Here is a 20,180-nt window from a genome sequence, read left to right as displayed (position 1 = left end):
ATGCGTGAACGCGCCAAAGACCCCGAACGCCATGCCAAGCGCATGGCCGCCAAACAGAAAATCATGCAGGAACGTATCGCCCGCGCCCAGAAAGAACAGGGCGTATTGCTGGTGCTGACCGGCCCAGGTAAAGGCAAGAGCAGTTCCGGCTTCGGCATGGTCGCCCGGGCCCTGGGCCATGGTATGAAAGTGGGCATCGTCCAGTTTATCAAGGGCGCTTTCAGCACCGGCGAGGAAGCGTTCTTCCGGAGCCTGCCGAACGTGACCTACCACGTGATGGGACAGGGCTACACCTGGGACACCCAGAACCGGGAACAGGATGTGCAGAGTGCGACTGAAGCGTGGAATATCGCAGCTGACATGCTCAAAGACGACAGCTATGACCTGATTCTGCTGGACGAACTGAATATCGCGCTGAAGTACGACTACATCGATCTGGACCGGGTGCTGGATGACCTGCAGGCCCGGCCGGAGATGCAGCATGTGGTGGTCACCGGCCGTGGTGCTCCCCAGGAACTGATCGACCTGGCCGACACCGTGACCGAAATGGGTGTGGTCAAGCACGCCTTCAAGGATCAGGGCATCAAGGCCCAGAAGGGCGTGGAGCTGTAAATGCCCACCCTGATGGTGCAGGGCACCACCTCGGATGCTGGCAAGACCACGGTGGTGGCGGCCCTGTGCCGCTGGCTGGCGCGTCAGGGGGTGTCGGTGGCACCGTTCAAACCCCAGAACATGGCCCTGAACAGTGCGGTTACCGTGGATGGTGGCGAAATTGGCCGCTCCACGGCGTTGCAGGCACTGGCCTGTGGTCTGGAGCCCCACAGTGACATGAACCCGGTGTTGCTGAAGCCCCAGAGCGATTGCGGGGCCCAGGTGATATTAAGGGGCAAGGTTCATGGCAATATGGATGCCCTGGATTACCACGCCTACAAAGCTGAGGCGATGAATTCGGTGATGGCAAGCTGGCGGGCTCTGAGCACCCGCTTCGATGTGGTCATCGCCGAAGGCGCTGGTAGCCCGGCGGAAATCAACCTGCGGGCCAACGACATTGCCAACATGGGCTTCGCCGAGGCCGCCGATTGCCCGGTGTTGCTGGTAGGGGATATCGACAAAGGCGGGGTTTTCGCCCAGTTGGTGGGCACCCTGGCGTTGATCTCCGACAGTGAACAAGCCAGAACGGCCGGATTTATCATCAATCGGTTCCGGGGTGACATTGCGCTGTTGGAGCCCGGGCTGGACTGGCTGGCAGAACACACTGGCAAGCCGGTGTTCGGGGTCTTGCCCTACCTGCACGGGTTGGTGATAGATTCCGAAGACAGTGTCAGTGCCGCCGGTACCAGCGAGGCCTGCGCCTTGAAAGTGGTGGTGCCGGTACTGCCCAGGATCAGCAACCACAACGATTTTGATCCGTTGCGATTGCACCCGGGTGTAGACCTTGTTTTCGTTGGCCCGGATGAGACCATTCCGCCGGCAGATCTGATTATCCTGCCCGGCAGCAAAAGTACCCGCCACGACCTGCAGTGGCTGAAACAGCAGGGCTGGCCCGAGGCCATCCAGAAACACCTGCGCTATGGTGGCAAGCTGCTGGGTATCTGTGGCGGATTCCAGATGCTGGGACTTCGGGTGGAAGACCCGGACGGGCTGGAAGGCGAAGTTGGCAATACCGAGGGCCTGGCACTGTTCGAGATGGTCACCCGCATGGTGTCGGGTAAGCAGCTCAGACAAGTGACCGGTCGACTATCCCCCGAGGTTACTGAAAGTGGTGTTACGGCGACAATGACCGGCTATGAAATGCACAACGGAGTCACCGAGGGCTCAGCGCTGGCCAGGCCTTTTGCGGAGCTTGATGGTCGACCGGATGGTGCGGTCAGCGCCGACGGTCAGATGGCGGGCACCTATGTGCACGGTCTCTTTGATGAGCCTGCCGCCTGCGATGCCATTCTGTGCTGGGCCGGTCTAAATACACAGAATGCGCGGTCAGTGGACTATCAGAGTCACCGTCTGCAGCAGCTCGACCGCCTGGCAGATCAGGTGGAACAGTGCCTGGACACGGACCGGTTAAGGAGCCTGTTGCAGTTATGAGCAACCAGAACGACCCATTCACGGATGCCCAACGTGAGGGGCTCTACCGGGCCATCTTCGAGCGTCGGGATGTGCGCTCGCAGTTTTTGCCGGATGCCATTCCGGATGAGGTGCTGGCCCGTATTCTGAGGGCAGCCCACCATGCGCCGTCAGTGGGCTTCATGCAGCCCTGGGATTTCATCGTTGTCGACAGCCTGGCGGTGCGCGGGCAGGTGCTGGCCAGCTTCAACGAGGAAAACGGAAAAGCCTCGGAAAATTACACCGGCGAGCGACAGCAAACCTACCGGACACTCAAACTCCAGGGCATTCTGGAGAGTCCGATTAATCTATGCATTACCTGTGACCGGACCCGCGGCGGGCCCCATGTGCTCGGCCGTAACTCCATCATGGAAATGGATCTGTTCAGCACCTGCCTGTCGGTACAAAACCTGTGGCTGGCGGCGCGAGCAGAGGGTATTGGTGTGGGCTGGGTCAGTATTCTGGATCAGGGAATACTGTCTGACATCCTGCAGCTGCCAGATCACGTATACCCTCTTGCGTATCTGTGCCTGGGGTATGTCAGCGAGTTTCTGGAGCAGCCGGAGCTGCAGGCCAAAGGCTGGCGTTCACGGCTGCCGCTGGAAGAGCTGGTGCATGGTAATGGCTGGGGTCAGCCTCTTGAGCATCAGCGTCTGGCAAGTTACCTCGCCGGCAAGTGAAGGGCACCGAAAAAGAACATGATCGTTTTCCTCACAGGTCCTGAATTGGGTACGATCAGACTCGATTTGGGGCTTCTGGTCAGGAGGTGAAATGAAATTTTCCGAGCTCTACCAGCAGGCACTGGCCCGCAAAGGCGGCGAACAGGCCCTGAAATCCATGCTGCCACCGGTCACCGAGAAGCAGCGCCTGGCCAAGATCAGCGACGACCGTTACCTTTCCGAGATCACCCGGTGCATTTTCAAGGCCGGGTTTGTCTGGCGGGTGATCGAGAATAAATGGCCGGATTTTGAGGCGGCGTTCGAAGGGTTTGTGCCCGCCTACTGGCAGCAGGTCCCGCCGGAAGTCCTGGAGCGGCTGGCAACAGACGAGCGGATTGTTCGTAACATGCAGAAGATCCGCACGGTTCCGGAGAATGCCCGGATGATCATGGATGTGGCGAAAGATCATGGTAGCTTTGGCCGGTTTCTGGCGCAGTGGCCGTCAACCGATCAGGTGGGGCTGCTGCTGTACCTGAAACGCAATGGCGAGCGTCTGGGGGGTAATTCCGCCCAGTATTTCCTGCGCCGGGTGGGGTGGGATGGCTTTATCCTGTCTCACGATGTGGTGACCGCACTGACCCGTGCAGGCATTCTGGATGCGTCTCCTGCCAGCAAGAAAGGGCTCACCCAGGCCCAGGAGGCATTTAATCGCTGGCATGAAGAAACCGGGATGCCCATCAGTCAGCTTTCCCGGATAGTGTCATTCACGGTGGATAACTGAGCATTGCCCAGAATCAATGACCGCCTGAGACTACAGAAACAGCAATAGCACCAGTTCACTTAAGACGACGGCCGCGCCCAGGGTATCGCCTGTATAGCCGCCAAGCTGCCTGCGCAGATAGCCTCCCCAGAGCAGGGCAGCCAGAAGTACGGCAGTGACGGTCGCGGGAATAAGCAACGGCTGCCAGAGTGATAACCCCGCTGTAAGCAACATTACAAAGCCGGCCGCCGCCAACAACCGGCTGCGGGAGAAACCGTCCGCCACCGGTTTGGATTTGCTTTTGTCAGGATCGGTGACATAGGGCAGGCAAGCCATCAACACCAGGGGTGTCAGGCGGGAAACCGCAGGTGACACCAGCAACGCGAGCCAGATCAATTGGGCATCGGCCAGCAGGGCCACTTTTAGCAGCAAGGCCATCACCAGCGCCACCGTGCCATAGGTACCAATGCGGCTGTCCTTCATGATCGCCAGCCGTTTTTCTAAGGTATAACCCCCGCCGAGAGCGTCAACACTGTCCGCCAGACCGTCCTCGTGAAAAGCTCCGGTGATAAACAGGTGCAGAATAACCACCAGGATAATGGCGACCACTGGGCTGGCGATCAGTGAAAACAGAAAGAAGGCGGCGCAATAGACCAATCCGAGCAGAAGGCCCACTAGGGGAAAATAGGTGCTGCTCTGATTCATGAGGCGCTGGGAGTAGTCAATCCGCACGAGCATGGGGATGCGTGTAAGGAAGCCGATAGCCAGCCAGAAGGCTTGCCATTCATGGGCAACGCGTGACCTAAGGGGCAAAGGGCGCCTCCATGTTTGAGCCAAAGCGCCATTGTACTTTAGAGCGCCATGAAGTGCTGCCTTGTACGGACGTTTGCTGGTCGGGAGAAAGTGACAGAGTCAGGACGGCGTGTGAATGAGGTCGCTTGAGGCAGGCAGCCAAACGTGTACACAGAGTCCGGGGTGTCCATCTGCTCTATCTAACAGCGTCAACTGGCCGCCATGGAGTTCAGCAATACGTCGGGCAATCGCCAGGCCCAAGCCCGCTCCGCCACCTGCGCGTTGATCCAGTCTTACAAACCTGCTCAGAGCGCGCTCCCGCTCCTTTGAGGGTATGCCTGGTCCCTGGTCGCATACCGAAATGGCATAACCTTCGCCCGCCGGCACCAGCTGGATGGAAATCACGGTATGTGCTGGGCTGTACTGGATGGCATTAGCCAGCACGGTACGCATCAGGGTGTTGATCAACGTGCTGTGGCATCGAACCAGGCCATTGCCGCTGGTTTTATCATCCAGTTCCGGCTCGATGTGCTTTTTCAGGGCCAGCGGGGCAATATCCGCGATGCTCTGTTCCAGCAATTCTGGCAGGTTGTGAATGTCCGGCATTGAGTCGGTGCCCGCGTCTACCCGGCTCAGTAGCAACATCTGTTCTACCAGGTGAACCATCCTGTCCACGGCACCGATCAGTTCGCTGAATTGTTCGGGGTTTTGCTCGCAGGCTTTTTCCAGGTTCAGCCGAAGCACGGTCAGCGGTGTGCGTAGCTCGTGGGCGGCGTCGGCGGAGAACCGGCGCTCACGCTCCAGTGCCTGGTTTAGCCGTTTCAGCAAACCGTTGACGGCCTGAACCAGCCCGGCAACTTCCTTGGGAGCCTGCCGGTCGTCCAGGGGGTGGATGCGTTCCGGGGCCATGTTGCGAACGGGCTTTTCCAGCCGGCGCAGGGGGCGGAAACTGATCTGTATGGCGGCTATTACCGCTAATGCCAGCAATGGCAGGGCCAGCAATAGAGGCAGGATATTGCCCAGCGCCAACTCCTGGCTCAGTTCTTCGCGGATATCCTCACGTTGCGCGGCGCGTATCCAGAATCCGGTGTCCGGGTCCTGCAGGGTAAAGGTGCGCCACCGATAACCGGTAGATTCGGCCCAGGTATAGCCGGGTGTAAGGCCTAAAGAATCGTCGGCATTCAAGGTGTCCAGCAACGGGGAGCCTCCGGGAGTCCAAACCTCAAAAGCCAGTTTTTTCTCGTACTTGTGGCCGGCTCCATCCGGCAGGATCTCATCCCGGTCTGACTCAAGCTCTGCTTCGGTCAGGCCAAGCCCGGGAAGCTGCAGGGTTTCTTCAAGGGTGTCAGAAAGCTGTTCCAGTGATTGGCTGTCGGCCAGGTGCCGGATCAGCCCCTGCACGATCCGGGTGCTTTGGGCCAGCTCCGCGTCGAACAGTTCTTCCAACTCGTGGTTACTCTCAACATAGCTCCAGCCGGCGGCGATCAGGGCGATCAGCAGCACGGCGGATGTAACCAGCAGAGTCAAGGTACGGGTCAGAGACATGCGGGCTCCGCGGCGGCCTGGCTGTCGAGTAGGTAGCCTACACCCCGTACGGTTCGGATGGCTGCCTTGCCAATCCGTCGGCGCAGATGATGGATATGCACCTCCAGGGCATTGCTCTCCGCCCCCGCCTCCCAGCCGTAAAGCTGTTCCTCCAGCCGGCGCCGGGTAGCCACCTGGTCCGGGTTGCGCATCAGGTAATGCAGAATCTGGAACTCGCTGCGGGGCAAGGTGATGGATTCGCCGTCAACGATCAAATGGCCGTTCTCCGGATTCAGGGTCAGGCGCCCTACCGTCAGCCCCGTGGAGGGGCTGGTTGCGGCACCACGGCGGGTCACCGCTCGAATCCGGGCTTTCAGTTCGGCCATGGCGAAGGGTTTGGTCAGGTAGTCATCGGCCCCGGCGTCGAGTCCCTGGAGCTTTTCGTTCAGATCTGCCCGTGCAGTGAGGATGATGACCGGGGTTTGGTTACCCTGCTGGCGGATGTTCCGGACAATGTCCAGGCCGTCCATCCGCGGCAGGGTCAGGTCCAGAATGGCCAAGTCAAAGTGTTCCTGCAGCAGGGCATTCAGGGCCTGCTGGCCATCATCCAGCCAGTCCACCGTGTTCTGGTCTTCCCGCAGCATATTGAGCATGGTGCGGGCAAGGGAGTGGTCATCTTCCACCAACAGTATGCGCATTCACGAGCCCCGTTCTGATATCTGAAAACGAGTTTGCCACAGAAACCTTAAGCCGAGCTTAAGAATTCTTGCGTGTCGTCTTAAGGGAGGTTTAAGGCTCTGACAATACTCTGACAGTTGTAACCCATGGGCCTTGCCCGGCTGTTGGAGAACCCCGATGACTGACCCGCTGACGATGTCCACCTGCTGCCCGCCAGACTCCCCGGAAGTTTTGCCCGTGCTGCGTTGTGCCGGCCGCTGGTTCAGCGAAATCACACCGCACAGTGCCATGGCAGCAACGGTGGCGGCGTTTATCCGTCGCCGTTTTCTGCAGGCCTACGGAGCCGAGCCGAATTTGCGAATTCCCTCCCTGCTTGCGCTGACCACGGCTCAGGGCAGCCTGATGGCGGCGGTGGGTGTACGTAATGCCGGCGACGACACACTGTTCCTGGAGGATTACCTGTCGGTGCCAGTACAAACGCTGATGCCCGAACTCGGCACCGAACGCCGCCGCATTGCCGAAATTGCCCACCTGGCCGGGGTGGAAGCCGGCGTCAGCCGTTATCTGTTTGCTTCTCTTTCGGTGTGGCTGGATGCGGCGGGCTATGACTGGGTGGTGTGCACCGGCACCGACCAGCTGCGCAACAGCTTTCATCGCCTGGGTATTGCTACCCAGGTGCTGGCAGATGCCGACCCTTCAAGGCTGCCGGATGGCGGTGCGGGCTGGGGCCGCTACTACGACCACCACCCGGTAGTGATGACCATTCGCGTGGCCGATGGCATGTCGGCGCTTCGTGAAGCCGGACTTTTGAAACTGGTGCAGCCGGTTGCAGCGGCTGAGGTCGAGCATCAGACGGATTTGGGAGGTGCCTATGGTCGCCTTGCCTGAGCTGTTGTACCGGCGCGTACAGCAGTATCCGGATCACATCGCCCTGCGCGGGCCGGATGACGAATTAACCTACCAGCAGATGTGGCTCGCGGCTCAGGCTGTGTCTGAACAGCTGCGGAATCTGGGCGTCAAACGCATCGGGCTGTGTGGCGACAACACGCCGGCCTGGGTGGTGGCCGATCTCGCCTGCCTGATGGCAGGGGTGGTGTGTGTGCCGGTGCCGGTGTTTTTTTCCAGCAGCCAGACTGAGCACCTGATCCAGCGGGCCGGGCTGGATGCCCTGCTATTCAGCGCTGAGGCAGAACACGCGGAGACCATTGGACAGGGAGTCTGGCTGCGCCGTTTGTCGGTTTTTCCGGGAGCCGCCTGGATGCCGGAGCAAACCGCAAAGATCACCTTCACCTCCGGCAGCACCGGCACGCCGAAGGGCGTATGCCTGTCTGCCGGGCAAATGGTCGCTACCGCGTGTGCCCTGCAGCAACGGCTCGAGGGTGTGGATCTGCAGAAGCACCTGTGCATCCTGCCGCTGGCCACCCTGCTGGAAAACATTGCCGGGGTTTACCTGCCCTTGCTGATAGGCGCCACAGTGACGGTTATGCCGCTGAAAACCCTGGGCATGACCGGCAGCAGCGGGTTGGACGTGGGCCAGCTTGCCCTCGCCCTTAACCGGTTTCAGCCGCATTCAGTGATTCTGGTGCCAGAGCTTGCGATGGCGCTGGTCAATGCCGCTGAGCAGGGCCAATTGTTGGCTGGCGGTTTCCGCTTCCTGGCTGTTGGTGGCGGCCGGGTATCGACGGATTTGCTGGCTCGGGGCCGGGCGGCTGGTTTGCCGCTGTACGAAGGCTATGGCTTGTCTGAGTGTGGCTCGGTGGTGGCGCTGAATGCGCCGGGTTGCGAGTGCGAGGGCACCGTAGGCCTGCCGCTGAATCACGTGCAGGTTCGTGTGGATAGCGACCAGCGGATTCTGGTGCAGGGCAATACCCACCTGGGTTACCTGGGAGATGAGCCGGAGCATGATGGCTGGTTGGACACCGGCGATCTTGGAGCCACAGGCCCGGGCGGATTCCTGGGCGTTAACGGCCGGGCCAAGAACCTGATCATTACCAGTTTCGGCCGTAACATCAGCCCGGAATGGCTGGAAAGCGAGCTGATACAGGCCGTGGGCGCTACCCAGGCCGTGGTGTTCGGTGACGGAGAGCCCCAGCCCCTGGCCCTGTTGGTCATCCGGGATGGTCGTAGCCCCGAGGCTGTGCGTCAGGCCCTGGCGCAGCTCAATGCCGGATTGCCCGACTATGCCCGCCTGCAGGCGGTATACCTGCGCCGGCAACCGCTCACTCAGGCCGAAGGGCATATCACCGCCAACGGCCGCCCGGTGCGGCACCAGATTCAGGCCGACCTGCCCATGCTTTTGGCGGAAGGCTTCCCCCTGTTCATGAACCTCTCGGCGCCATCAAGCGCCTCTTCACAACCCGTAACTACCCAGTTTTCAACGCCAGGAGACTCCAACATGGCATTTTTTGACCGACTGCAATCCGAAACCGAACAGGCCCGGGCCCATGTCACTGGAGCCCCGGTGATTCAGGCTATCCGTGAGGGTCGCTTTGATCTTGACGGATACACCTGGTTCCTGACACAGGCCTACCACCACGTCAAACACACGGTACCGCTGATGATGGCCTGCGGTGGCCGGCTGCCCGAGCGGCTGGAGTTCGTGCGTAAGGCGCTGGTGGAATACATCGAGGAAGAATACGGCCACCATGAGTGGATCCTCAACGATCTTGAAGCCTGCGGTGAAGACAAGGAAACCATTCGCGATGGCCAGCCCGATACCTCCATCGAGTTGATGGTGGCCTACCTGTATGACCGCATCCAGCGGGGTAACCCGGCGGCGTTTTTTGGCATGGTTCAGGTACTGGAAGGCACTTCCATTGAGCTGGCCACGCCGCTGGGTGAAGCCGTCCAGAAGCAGCTGGGCCTGCCGGACCAGGCGTTTAGCTACCTATACTCCCACGGCGCCCTGGACCAGGAACACTTCGAGTTCTTCCGCAACCTGATGAACGACATCACCGACCCGGACGACCAACAGGCCATTATTGAGGCTGCACGCATGGTGTACCGCCTGTACGGCGATATGCTGCACAGCATTCCGCTGCCGGCACGTGGCAAGGAGCAGCGCCATGAGGCTGCATGACCGTACCTTTTTGCTGCTGGGCGGCACCGGCGGCATTGGCCAGGCCCTGATCGGGCCGCTGGTGGAATGCGGTGCCCGGGTGATCGTCGCTACCCGGCATCCGGAGCGGCTGGAAAAGCGTGCGGGCGTTTCTCCGGTGCACCTGGAGCTGGCCAGCCCGAAGCTGGATCAACAGCTGCAACAGTTGAGCAAGGTGTATCCCGATATTGATGGGGTGATTCATTGCGCCGGCCAGAACCGGTTTGCGGCGCTGGATACCATGGCGGTCAGTGACCTGGATGCCCAGCTTATGGTCAACCTGCGTTCCGCCATGCTGGTGGCCCGGCATTTTGCGCCTCGTTTCCGCAAAGCAGGGATGGGCGCGCTGGTGTTTGTCGGCTCCACCTTTGGCAGTATCGGATTTCCCGGCTACACCGCCTATTGCGCCAGCAAGTTCGGCCTGCGCGGCTTCAGCGAAGCCCTGCGCCGGGAGCTGGCGGATACCCCGGTACAGGTGGTGTATGTGGCGCCCAGAGCCACCGCCACAGCCATGAACCCGGCGCCGGTGAACGAGCTGAACCGTGCCCTGGGCAATGCCATGGACGCACCGGAAGCCGTCGCAGCCCAGATTCTTCAAGCCATGGAAAAAGATGAGCGCCGGCGTTTTCTAGGCTGGCCGGAAAAACTGTTTGTGGTACTCAACGGCATCCTGCCGAAGATTGTGGATAAAGCCATGTTGAAACAACTGCCGGTAATCCGGCGCTTTCTGGATTCAGGAGTGGTGTGATGAAGTGGATGATTCTGGTGCTGGTCTCTGTGGCGGCTATGCCACTGTGGGCGCAGGATGTTGAAATTGAGCTGGCGCAAATCCAGCAGCGCTGGGCTGAAATTCAATATCAGGTTCAGGACAGGGACAAAGAGAAAGCATTCGAGAAGCTGGCCGCTGAGGCCGAAGCCTTTGTTGGCCGCTACCCGGGCCGTGCCGAACCGCTGATCTGGCAGGGTATTGTGCTCAGCACCTACGCCGGTGCCAAAGGCGGCCTCGGCGCCCTCGGGCTGGTAAAGCAAGCCCGGGCCTCACTGGAAGCGGCCCTCGACATCGACCCGGAGGCGTTGGATGGCTCCGCTTACACGTCGCTCGGCAGTCTGTACTATCAGGTGCCGGGCTGGCCGCTGGGGTTCGGGGATGATGGCAAGGCGCGGAAGTACCTGCAAAAGTCGCTGGCCATCAATCCCGACGGTATTGATGCCAATTACTTCTTCGGGGATTTTCTGCTGGATCAGGGCGAGCCCCAACGTGCCCGTATTTATCTTGAAAAAGTGTTGGCGGCACCCGACAGGCCAGGCCGCGCGGTGGCTGACCAGGGGCGCCGGGCAGAGGCGCAGGCTCGCCTGAATAATCTGTGATTGCTGGTCGCCGCGCCTGTCTGGCTGGGCTACACTCGTCATTACGTAAGAGTGCAAATGCTAGGGAGACAGGTCATTCATGGCGAGCAATTATGGGGCAGGCCAGCCAGACCGAATGCCGGCTCATTTCTTCCGGAAATTGGCATCAGGAGTTCCGGGAATCCTGTTTACCTATTGGCTCAGCCCGGATGGTCAGTCCCACCGTTACCCCTATGTCAGTGATCAGGTACAGGACCTGTTCGGCATTGAACCCGCCCTGCTTAACGAAGACGCCAGAGCAGTATTCTCGGTAATTCACCCGGAGGACGCGACCGGGGTGGCCAACAGTATTGTGCACTCGGCGCAGACTCTGGAGCCCTGGTGTTACCGGGCGCGTCTGAAGTTGCTGGATGGCCAGTATCAGTGGTTTGAGGCCCATTCGGTGCCGGAGCGCCAACCCGATGGCAGTACCATCTGGTATGGTCAGTTCCACAACATCCAGCACTACAAAGAACTGGAGCAGATCCTGCGGGACAGCGAAGCGGAGTTCCAGTTTCAGGCGGGTTTTCAGAAGCTGATTGCCCGGTTGTCCGGAGAATTTATCCAGCTCGGATTTGGTTCGATCGACGAGTGCATCGACGAGTTACTCCGCTCCATTGGTGGTTTTTTTGGCATTGATCGAGCCTATGTCTATGGGTTTTCGCAAGATCACCTGACGATGACCAATACCCACGAATGGTGTGCGCCGGGGGTGGCTTCCCTGATGGCGGATCAGCAAAGCGTGGCCATTCAGGAATTCCAGTGGTGGCAAGCGCAAATCAACGCGATGAAAAATCTGAATCAGGTGGTTTTTATCGAAGACGTCAAGCGGTTGCCGCCCGAGGCCAACAACGAGCGTGCCCTGTTGGAGTCGCAGGGCGTGAGTTCCATGTTCTGCGTCCCAATCTGGATACGTGGCCAGGTCATGGGCTTTTTTGGCGTTGATTCGTTATCGCATCGATCTTGGCGGCAGGATATGGCAGACCTTCTGATCATTGTCTCCGGGCTTTTGTCCGGTGCCCTTGAGCGCAATCGTCTGGAGGAAGATTTGCTGAACCAGTCGATTCGTGACCCTCTCACCGGCCTTCACAACCGTCGCTACTTAATGCCCAGGCTGGATGAGGTGCTGGCTACCTGCAGTCGTCATGGTGAACGTTTTTGCCTGGCGATGTTTGACATCGATCATTTTAAACGGATTAACGATAACCTGGGCCACCTGGCCGGGGACCAGGTGTTGGTGCGATTTGCCGAACTGCTTCTCGCGAACACGCGGAATACCGATGTGGTTTCCCGATACGGTGGCGAGGAATTTCTCGTAGTTTTCACCGAATTGGCGGATGCGAATGTTCAGCCATTGGTGGAGCGAATCATGCACGCCGTCAGGGCGGAAAAGTTTGTGATTGGTGGTGAGACTTTCGGGATCACGGTAAGTGCTGGTTCTGTCTGTGTGGCGGAGCTTACCGAGGAACCGGTCAGCCCCCACGCATTGATTGGGCTTGCGGACCAGCGGTTGTACCAGGCCAAGCAGGGTGGTCGGGACTGCCTGGTCGATGCATCGGGATTATCACGCATATAAGGAAACAGCATTTCACCTCATATATCCATTTGGTATATTCTTAGATCATAAGATTAGTGATCGGCAGATCTCAGAGGTGAATACCATGACACAGCCCATCGTTCAGCATTTTTTCGACGAGCCCACCAACACGTTCAGTTACGTGGTGCGTGACCCTGACAGCCAGGCTTGCGCCATCCTCGATTCCGTGCTGGATTTCGACTACGCCGCAGGCCGTACCGACGTGCGTTCGGCTGACGACATTATTCAGTACGTTCGCGCCAACAACCTGACCGTAGAGTGGATTCTGGAAACCCACGTGCACGCCGATCATCTTTCGGCTGCCCCGTACTTGCACGAGAAACTGGGTGGCAAGACAGGTATTGGCGCGAAAATCGTCGATGTTCAGGAAATCTTTGGCAAAGCGTTCAATGCCGGCACGGAGTTCGCTCGTGACGGCAGCCAGTTTGACCAGCTGTTCGAAGAGGGAGATACCTTCGCCATCGGCAACCTTGAAGGTCGGGTTTTGCATACCCCGGGCCACACTCCCGCTTGCCTGACCTATGTGATTGGCGACGCCGCTTTCGTTGGCGACACCCTGTTTATGCCGGATTACGGCACCGCTCGCTGCGACTTCCCGGGTGGTGATGCCCGTACCCTGTACCGGTCAATCCAGAAGGTACTGTCGTTGCCGGCCGAGACCCGGATTTTCCTGTGCCACGATTACAAGGCGCCTGGTCGCGATGAGTACCATCACATGACCACGGTCGCGGAACAGCGCGAGGCCAACGTGCATGTGCATGAGGGAATTTCAGAGGACGAATTTGTCAGAATGCGCACCGAGCGTGATGCCACTCTGGACATGCCCCGGCTCATCCTGCCTTCGGTGCAGGTGAACATGCGCGCCGGTCACATGCCGCCGGCTGAGGATAACGGCCAGGTGTACCTGAAAGTTCCGGTTAACCGGTTCTGAGCCCGGCATGAACCTCAAACATTACCTGCCTGTTCTGCAATGGGCGCCAAAGTACAGCCGTGATCAGGCGACCAGTGATCTGGTCGCGGCGGTGATTGTGACCGTCATGCTGATTCCCCAGTCGCTGGCTTACGCTTTGCTGGCGGGGTTGCCGGCGCAGGTCGGGCTGTACGCCAGTATTCTGCCGCTGGTGGTGTATGCGGTGTTCGGCACCAGCAGGACCTTGTCGGTGGGCCCGGTGGCGGTGGTCTCGTTGATGACGGCGGCGGCCCTGGCGCCGCTGGCGGACATGGGAACACCGGAGTACATTGCCGGTGCCGTATTGATTGCGGTGATGTCCGGCCTGATGCTGACGGTGATGGGCATCCTGCGGCTTGGCTTCCTGGCGAATTTCCTCAGCCATCCGGTCATCTCCGGTTTTATTACGGCCTCGGGTATCGTGATTGCGGCGAGTCAGCTCAAACACGTGTTTGGAATCCAGGCCTCGGGCCATAACCTGTGGGAAATTGCGGGCTCCTTGCTGGCATCCCTGCCGGAAACCAACATACCTACCTTGCTGGTGGGGGTTGGCGCGCTGGCATTCCTGCTGTGGTCCCGAGAATTTCTGAAGCCATTGCTGGTCCGGCTGGGCCTGGCCAACAGAAGCGCAGATATCATCACCAAAACCGCTCCGATTCTGGCGGTGGTGGTGACCACGCTGATTGCCTGGTGGCTGAATCTGGACGAAAAAGGCGTTCGCCTGGTGGGCGAGGTTCCGGCAGGATTGCCCTCATTTACCATGCCCACACTGGATATGGCGATCTGGTCGCAGTTGGCGGTCAGTGCCCTGCTGATCAGTGTGGTTGGGTTTGTGGAATCGGTGTCGGTGGGCCAGACCCTGGCGGCGAAACGGCGCCAGAGAATCGATCCGGATCAGGAGTTGATCGGCCTGGGCACTGCGAACCTGGGCTCCGGGCTCTCCGGTGGGATGCCGGTGACCGGAGGCTTTTCCCGTTCGGTGGTGAACTTTGATGCCGGCGCGGAAACTCCGGCGGCCGGTGCTTATACGGCGGTCGGCATTGCCCTGGCCACGTTGTTCCTGACCCCGGCCATCGCCTGGCTGCCCCAGGCCACGTTGGCGGCCACGATCATCGTGGCGGTTGCCACGCTGATCGACCTGCCAGCGCTGGGCCGCACCTTCCGGTATTCACGGACGGATTTCGGCGCCATGCTGGCAACCATTGTGCTGACTCTGGTTCACAGCGTTGAGGCGGGAATCATTGCCGGTGTTGCCCTGTCGATCGGTCTGTTTCTGTACCGCACCAGCCGACCCCACAGTGCCGTGGTGGGCCGGGTGCCGGGCACTGAACACTTCCGGAACATTCTGCGCCACGACGTGGAACTGTGCCCGAAAGTGACCTTTTTGCGGGTGGATGAAAGCCTCTACTTTGCCAATGCCCGCTTCCTTGAAGAGCGAGTGATGGATCTGGTCACCCGGGAACCGGAGCTGACCGACCTGGTGCTGGTCTGCCCGGCGGTGAACCTGGTGGATGCGTCGGCCCTGGAGAGCCTGGAAGCCATCAATGAGCGGCTGACCGATGCCGGGGTGCGGTTGCACCTGTCGGAGGTGAAAGGCCCGGTGATGGACCGGCTGAAGGGTACCGAGCTTATCCGGCACCTCGGTGGTAACGTCTATCTGAGCACTTATGAGGCCTGGCAGTCCCTGACCGGGCGTACTGCCCTGGAGTGACCGGGGTCAAGTGATCCCATTGACCGGCCGGGGGGTATCAGTAAACACTGCCCCGCGCATCCGATGCTTTGGTAACCGGTGACTTTGATGGGAATGACAGAAAATCTGCTTTCAACCAGCCAGTGGTTGCTGACCGCGTCGATTTTTGTGCTGGTGTTGCTGGCAGCTTTGCGCTCAGTGGATTGGCAGGCGCTGAGGAAAGATAACGCCACCCAGCACTCGCTGTTTGGTGCGGCGGTGGTGTTGGGCTTTGTCTGGCAGTTACGGGCGGGCATCTCGCCCGGGCTGGCTATCCACATTTTTGGCATCACCGTGATCACCCTGATGCTTGGCTGGGCGTTGGCCGTTATCAGCGGTCTGTTAGCGCTGGTGATCACCGTTATTACCGGCCGCGAGCCTCTGGTGATGTTTGCCGCCAACGGCCTGGTGACGGTGATGGTGCCGGCTCTGGTTACCCACGCCATCATGCTGTGGGAGCGGCGCAGGGATTTCCGCAACTTCTTTGCCTACATTTTCTTTTGCGGTTTTTTTGGTGCCGGGCTGTCGGTGGCCGCAGCCGGTGTTCTGATGTGTCTGATGCTGTGGTCCAGCGGCGTTTATACCTTCGAGACCCTGGTGCACGAATACCTGCGCTACCTGCCACTGTTCATGATTCCGGAAGGCTTTGTGAACGGCGTTTTTGTGACCGGCCTGATGGTGTTTCACCCAGACCGGCTCAGCACCCTGGATCAGCGACGATACCGGTAACGCCCGGTCAGATGCCTCCGCCCTGGACGGAGGTTTGTTCATGTTTGCCCAGGCTGTGATGTCGGCTCACCTGATCGCGCCACTGTGCCAGCCAGGGCAGCAAGGCCTTCGCTTGCATTGGGCGGGCGATGCCATAACCCTGAATCAGATTGCACCCCATGTCCCTCAAGGCGCGAGCATGTTCCATGGTTTCCACGCCTTCAGCAAGAACCGGGTGGTCGAAGCGTTGCGCAAGGAAAATCACGCTCTCCACAATCGCGCGGTCACTGGCATCGGTGAGCATGTTGCGGACGAAACTTTGGTCGATCTTGATCACATCCACCGGCAGGGTGCGCAGGTAAGTTAATGACGAGAAACCGGTACCGAAGTCGTCCAGTGCCACCTGTAACCCCAGGGACTGGCAGCGAGCCAACACATTGCTCGCGCGCTTGGTGTCTTCCAGCGCGGTGGATTCCAGAACCTCCAGGGTGATTTGCCCGGGGCGCACATCCGGATGGCTGTGCAAGTAGCTTTCCAGGTAATCGGCAAAACTGCGGTCCATCAGGTGAGGTGCGCTGATGTTGATGCTGACGGCGAGCGATTCGTCCGCCTCATGCCACAGATTCATCTGATGGATGGCTTCCTTGAGTACCCACTGGCCCAGCGGAATCTCCAGATGGCTGTTGGCGACAGCTGGCAAGAACTCACCGGGGCCAAGCATTCCTTTGTCCGGATGATTCCAGCGAATCAGCGCCTCAAACGCGATCACCTGGTAGTCGACCATCCGAACCTGGGGCTGGAAATAGAGTTCAAACTCTTCGTTCTCCAGCGCCTGGGAAATCTGCATCAGTTGGTCCCGGCGCTGCCGACGATGAGCGTCCAGGCCCGGGTCGAAGATGTGGAACTGGTTTCGGCCTTTCTCCTTGGCGGCATACATGGCCTGGTCTGCGTGGCGAATCAGGCCCTCTGCATCGGTGTCGTCATCCGGATAGAGTGTAACGCCCAGGCTGGCGGTAAGGGAGATGGTCTGGTTGGCGATCTGCAGGGGCTCGCTGACACTGGAGAGAATGCGGGAATACACCGGTTCGGCGTTGTCGCTCTGCAGCAACAGCACGAACTCATCGCCGCCGATGCGGGCGATGGTGTCGCCACTGCGCAGGGCGCGGGTCAGGCGCTCGGCGGTTGCCCGCAGCGCCTGGTCGCCGATGTCATGGCCCAGCTGGTCGTTAATGGTTTTAAAGCCATCCAGGTCCAGGTAGCAGATGGACAGCACCCGCTTCTGACGGTCCGCGTGGGTGCGGGCCGAGCGAAGACGCTCTTCCAACAGTTGCCGGTTGGGCAGCCCGGTCAGCTCGTCATAGTTGGCGGCGCGGTCCAGTTCCTTAGCATGATTTTTCAGAGCAGTGATATCTGAGAACGCGGCCACATGGTAGAAACGCCCCGGCTCTTCAAGGTGAACGCGGCTGATCGACAGCAGCTCTGCATATTCTTCCCCGCTTTTCCGGCGGTTCCAGATTTCGCCTCGCCAGTGATCGGTCTTCTCAATCGACGTCCACATGGACTGGTAGTATTCGCGGGAGTGGCGACCGGAGCTGAGGATGGAAGGATTCAATCCAAGTACTTCCGGGCGACTGTATCCGGTGATACGGGAGAAAGCCGGGTTGACGTCGATAATCCGATTGAAGTGATCAGTAATGACAATGGCTTCGTGGCTCCGATCAAACACGCTGGCGGCGATGCGCAGGCCGCGTTCACTATTCTTCCGGTCGGATATATTGGTCTGAATGACTACGAAGCCGGGCTCGACACCCTCGCTTTCGCCAACAGGCATACAGTAGGTGTGTACCCAGTAGGGCGTGCCATCCGCCGAATAATTGAGAACGTCTTCCTCGAACACTTCGCCACGGAACAGGTGTTGGCGAATACGGCGGACGGTCTCGGTGTCGGTGTCCGGCCCGTAGAGGAGTTCGCCGGGGTTCTTTCCAACTATGGTGTCGAGGTGAAAGCCGGTATGACGTTCGAAAGCGGCATTCACCCATTCGATGCGACCACCAGCATCCAGAATGAGCACCAGATTGCGGGTGGCAGAGGCCACCAGTGCCAGGCGCTTGGGGTCAATATCCGGTGATGTATTGTTGGAATCAGGGGCATTCGACATGTGTCGGGTGTTCCGGGTAACGGTGGCTTGGGTGTTTCTCTCCTCCCTGTGAGAGGGTGTGTCCGTTTATTGCAATCTCACAACGGGGCACGATGCTAGCCTATCTGGCCCGTTAAGACATTGGACCAAAGCGGTGTATGGTTGACGGAAGTCAATTTTCGGAAACATTCCTTGGCGGTGTCAGGCGGCAAGGACGTATCAGCGCCAGCGGGAGTGTTTTTGCAATTTGCGTTGCAGGGTCCGCCGGTGCATGTTCAGGGCCCGGGCGGTGGCGGAAATGTTGCCATCGTGTTCGTTCAGCACGCGCTGGATGTGTTCCCATTCCATTTCTTCCACAGACGGCGGTTCGGGCCTCAGGTCCGGTGGTGCGTCCAGCGGTTCAAAGCCATTCATCAACTGGTTCACGGTAACCGGCTTGCACAGGTAGTTGGCGGCGCCGCGGCGCATGGCTTCCACCGCCGTGGCAATACTGCCGTAACCAGTCAGCACCAGTACGTCCAGATCTGGCTTCTGCTCGAGAAGTTCCGGCAACAGTTGCAGGCCACTTTCCCCGGCCAGGTTGAGATCCAGAACACACCGGTTCACCGGCCTGGCACGGATGGCCTCCAGAGCGCTGTCAGCATCGCTGGCGCAGAGTGTTTCGATGCCCTGGCGAGACAGGGATCGGGCCAGCACCTGGAGAAACGCCTGGTCATCGTCGACCAGCAGCCAGAGTTCCTGAGTCGTCATGGTTGTATCTCCCCGCCTAGGGGCTGGGAAACCGGTAAATCGATCACCATGGTGGTGCCTGTTTCACTGGCCTTGGCCCGGAGATTGCCGCCAAGCCTCTGGATCGTGGCATTGGAAAGGAACAACCCAACCCCAAGACCATGGTGGGAGTCGACAATGTCCTCACCCGGCGTGCCCTGCAGAGCCGTTTCCAGGCCGTCACCCTGGTCCTCGACAACCACCTCCACCCGACCGGATTCCGACAACTGACTTCTGACGGCGACCCAGGACGGGCTCGCTGTCAGGGCATTTGCCAGCAGGTTGAGCACCGCCTGGTCCAGAGTGGCATCCACGGCCACCGAGACGTCGGGGTGGGCGCCTGGCCATTGAATCGGCCCTGACGGCCATAACAGCGTGGCCGACTCCCTCAGCCTGGCGAGCCAGTCTTTGACCGTCAGTATTTCCAGTTGCGCTGTGCGGGCTTCAATCGCCGCCTTGGTTAGTTGCTGCAAATGCTGGCTGCACAGGTTCAACTGCTGACCCATCAGGTCGAGATCTTCCGTCAGAGCCACGGAGGCCTGGCCTTCGGTGTGGGAACGGATTTCGTCCAGTAACAGGGTCATGGTATTCAGCGGGGTACCTAGCCGGTGGGCAACGGCGGCCGAAGACAGACCGAGGGCGATGATCTGTTCATCCCGCAAACGGTTTTCCCGGAATTGCGAAAGCTGGGACTGTTGCAGTCTTAGCCTGCGGGATAGGGTGCCAACCACCAGTAGCAGAATGGCGGCGGTCAGGGCAAAGGTCACCCACATGCCCACCAGATGCAGCCTGGCCAGGTCTGCCGAGTGGTGATCATGCATAACCGGGGTGTGCCAGAGCACCAGCGCTGTATACACCGCAACGCCGGTGACGGTAAGGACAATGCTCTGGCGGCTGGGGACCAGAATGATGGCGACGGCAATGGGCAGCAGCAGCAAGGACACCAGGGGGTTGGTGTAGCCGCCGGTGAAATACAGCCACCAGCCGATCAGGAACAGATCTGTGGCCAGGGTCAGGCTGACCGGTGCGAACGTTTCGGGGGGCCTACGGCTGAACCACAGCCAGGCCAGCGTGGCCAGAACGGCATAAAGCAGGCTGAGGATCAGGGCCTCGGCCCGGTGGGCCAGTGTTACGGTGGTTTCGGCAACAGCGATCGCGACCAGTTGCGTGGCAATAATGGCCAGCCGCATACCCAGAAGATAACGGGCAGCCTGGCGAAAACCGGTTTGAGAGTGTGTGAGCCATTCCATAGACGGCATTCTAGCAGCATGCCATCGGCCATGGTGGTGAAAACGG

The 20,180-nt window shown here is 59.6% G+C and carries 18 protein-coding genes; 12 read left to right on the top strand and 6 right to left on the bottom strand.

Annotation, left to right across the window (positions count from 1 at the left end; genetic code table 11):
* From cobO to J122_RS03850, 4 genes are all read left to right on the top strand, one after another.
* Nucleotides 1-612, top strand: a complete 612-nt coding sequence (cobO, locus tag J122_RS03865; RefSeq protein WP_061331222.1) for a cob(I)yrinic acid a,c-diamide adenosyltransferase — start codon at nucleotides 1-3, stop codon at nucleotides 610-612.
* Nucleotides 613-2,082 (top strand): cobyric acid synthase, encoded by a 1,470-nt coding sequence (locus J122_RS03860; RefSeq protein WP_061331221.1) that lies wholly within the window; start codon nucleotides 613-615, stop codon nucleotides 2,080-2,082. It abuts the gene before it with no gap.
* Nucleotides 2,079-2,780: a 5,6-dimethylbenzimidazole synthase gene (bluB, locus tag J122_RS03855; RefSeq protein WP_061331220.1), complete on the top strand. Its 702-nt coding sequence runs from the start codon at nucleotides 2,079-2,081 to the stop codon at nucleotides 2,778-2,780. The genes J122_RS03860 and bluB overlap by 4 nt, the downstream gene beginning before the upstream one ends.
* A 91-nt stretch (nucleotides 2,781-2,871) precedes the next feature.
* A complete protein-coding gene (locus tag J122_RS03850; RefSeq protein WP_061331219.1) occupies nucleotides 2,872-3,540 on the top strand; it encodes a DNA-3-methyladenine glycosylase I in 669 nt (222 codons plus the stop codon).
* A gap of 30 nt (nucleotides 3,541-3,570) precedes the next feature.
* Here the strand turns inward: J122_RS03850 and cobS are convergent, their stop codons facing one another.
* From cobS to J122_RS03835, 3 genes are all read right to left on the bottom strand, one after another.
* Complete coding sequence (cobS, locus tag J122_RS03845) at nucleotides 3,571-4,332, bottom strand: adenosylcobinamide-GDP ribazoletransferase (protein WP_082780509.1); 762 nt, start codon at nucleotides 4,330-4,332, stop codon at nucleotides 3,571-3,573.
* Nucleotides 4,333-4,431: 99 nt separating this feature from the next.
* Entirely contained in the window at nucleotides 4,432-5,856 is a 1,425-nt protein-coding gene (locus tag J122_RS03840; RefSeq protein ID WP_061331217.1) for an ATP-binding protein, read from the bottom strand.
* Nucleotides 5,847-6,533, bottom strand: a complete 687-nt coding sequence (locus tag J122_RS03835; RefSeq protein WP_061331216.1) for a response regulator transcription factor — start codon at nucleotides 6,531-6,533, stop codon at nucleotides 5,847-5,849. Before J122_RS03835 ends, J122_RS03840 begins: the two co-directional genes overlap by 10 nt.
* Before the next feature lie 157 nt (nucleotides 6,534-6,690).
* Here J122_RS03835 and J122_RS03830 point away from each other — a divergent pair, with 157 nt between their 5' ends.
* The 8 genes from J122_RS03830 to J122_RS03795 all read left to right on the top strand — a co-directional run bounded on the left by J122_RS03830 (nucleotide 6,691) and on the right by J122_RS03795 (nucleotide 16,000).
* Nucleotides 6,691-7,401, top strand: coding sequence for a thermostable hemolysin (locus tag J122_RS03830; RefSeq protein WP_197463806.1), 711 nt, complete (start codon nucleotides 6,691-6,693; stop codon nucleotides 7,399-7,401).
* Nucleotides 7,385-9,592 (top strand): AMP-binding protein, encoded by a 2,208-nt coding sequence (locus J122_RS03825; RefSeq protein ID WP_061331215.1) that lies wholly within the window; start codon nucleotides 7,385-7,387, stop codon nucleotides 9,590-9,592. Before J122_RS03830 ends, J122_RS03825 begins: the two co-directional genes overlap by 17 nt.
* Nucleotides 9,579-10,358, top strand: coding sequence for an SDR family oxidoreductase (locus J122_RS03820; protein WP_061331214.1), 780 nt, complete (start codon nucleotides 9,579-9,581; stop codon nucleotides 10,356-10,358). Before J122_RS03825 ends, J122_RS03820 begins: the two co-directional genes overlap by 14 nt.
* Complete coding sequence (locus J122_RS03815; RefSeq protein WP_061331213.1) at nucleotides 10,358-10,978, top strand: tetratricopeptide repeat protein; 621 nt, start codon at nucleotides 10,358-10,360, stop codon at nucleotides 10,976-10,978. The genes J122_RS03820 and J122_RS03815 overlap by 1 nt, the downstream gene beginning before the upstream one ends.
* Nucleotides 10,979-11,057: 79 nt before the next feature.
* On the top strand, nucleotides 11,058-12,572 hold the full coding sequence (locus tag J122_RS03810) for a diguanylate cyclase (RefSeq protein ID WP_061331212.1): 1,515 nt from the start codon (nucleotides 11,058-11,060) through the stop codon (nucleotides 12,570-12,572).
* An 85-nt stretch (nucleotides 12,573-12,657) separates the two neighbouring features.
* A complete protein-coding gene (locus tag J122_RS03805; RefSeq protein ID WP_061331211.1) occupies nucleotides 12,658-13,524 on the top strand; it encodes an MBL fold metallo-hydrolase in 867 nt (288 codons plus the stop codon).
* A gap of 7 nt (nucleotides 13,525-13,531) precedes the next feature.
* Entirely contained in the window at nucleotides 13,532-15,253 is a 1,722-nt protein-coding gene (locus J122_RS03800) for a SulP family inorganic anion transporter (protein WP_061331210.1), read from the top strand.
* 87 nt (nucleotides 15,254-15,340) lie between these two features.
* Complete coding sequence (locus tag J122_RS03795; RefSeq protein WP_061331209.1) at nucleotides 15,341-16,000, top strand: energy-coupling factor ABC transporter permease; 660 nt, start codon at nucleotides 15,341-15,343, stop codon at nucleotides 15,998-16,000.
* A 7-nt stretch (nucleotides 16,001-16,007) separates the two neighbouring features.
* Here J122_RS03795 and J122_RS03790 read toward each other — a convergent pair whose 3' ends face one another.
* The 3 genes from J122_RS03790 to J122_RS03780 all read right to left on the bottom strand — a co-directional run bounded on the left by J122_RS03790 (nucleotide 16,008) and on the right by J122_RS03780 (nucleotide 20,134).
* Nucleotides 16,008-18,137 carry a putative bifunctional diguanylate cyclase/phosphodiesterase gene (locus J122_RS03790; RefSeq protein WP_061331208.1) on the bottom strand — a complete coding sequence of 710 codons (2,130 nt, stop codon included), beginning with the start codon at nucleotides 18,135-18,137 and terminating at the stop codon, nucleotides 16,008-16,010.
* 198 nt (nucleotides 18,138-18,335) lie between these two features.
* Nucleotides 18,336-18,866 (bottom strand): response regulator transcription factor, encoded by a 531-nt coding sequence (locus J122_RS03785; RefSeq protein WP_061331207.1) that lies wholly within the window; start codon nucleotides 18,864-18,866, stop codon nucleotides 18,336-18,338.
* A complete protein-coding gene (locus J122_RS03780) occupies nucleotides 18,863-20,134 on the bottom strand; it encodes a sensor histidine kinase (RefSeq protein WP_061331206.1) in 1,272 nt (423 codons plus the stop codon). The genes J122_RS03785 and J122_RS03780 overlap by 4 nt, the downstream gene beginning before the upstream one ends.
* Nucleotides 20,135-20,180 lie beyond the last annotated feature (46 nt).

The sequence above is a fragment of the Marinobacter excellens LAMA 842 genome (assembly GCF_001574445.1).
In the GTDB taxonomy this organism is placed as follows: domain Bacteria; phylum Pseudomonadota; class Gammaproteobacteria; order Pseudomonadales; family Oleiphilaceae; genus Marinobacter; species Marinobacter shengliensis.
The sequence above is the reverse complement of the archived record's forward strand: the minus strand, read 5'-3'. Positions and strand labels throughout refer to the sequence as shown.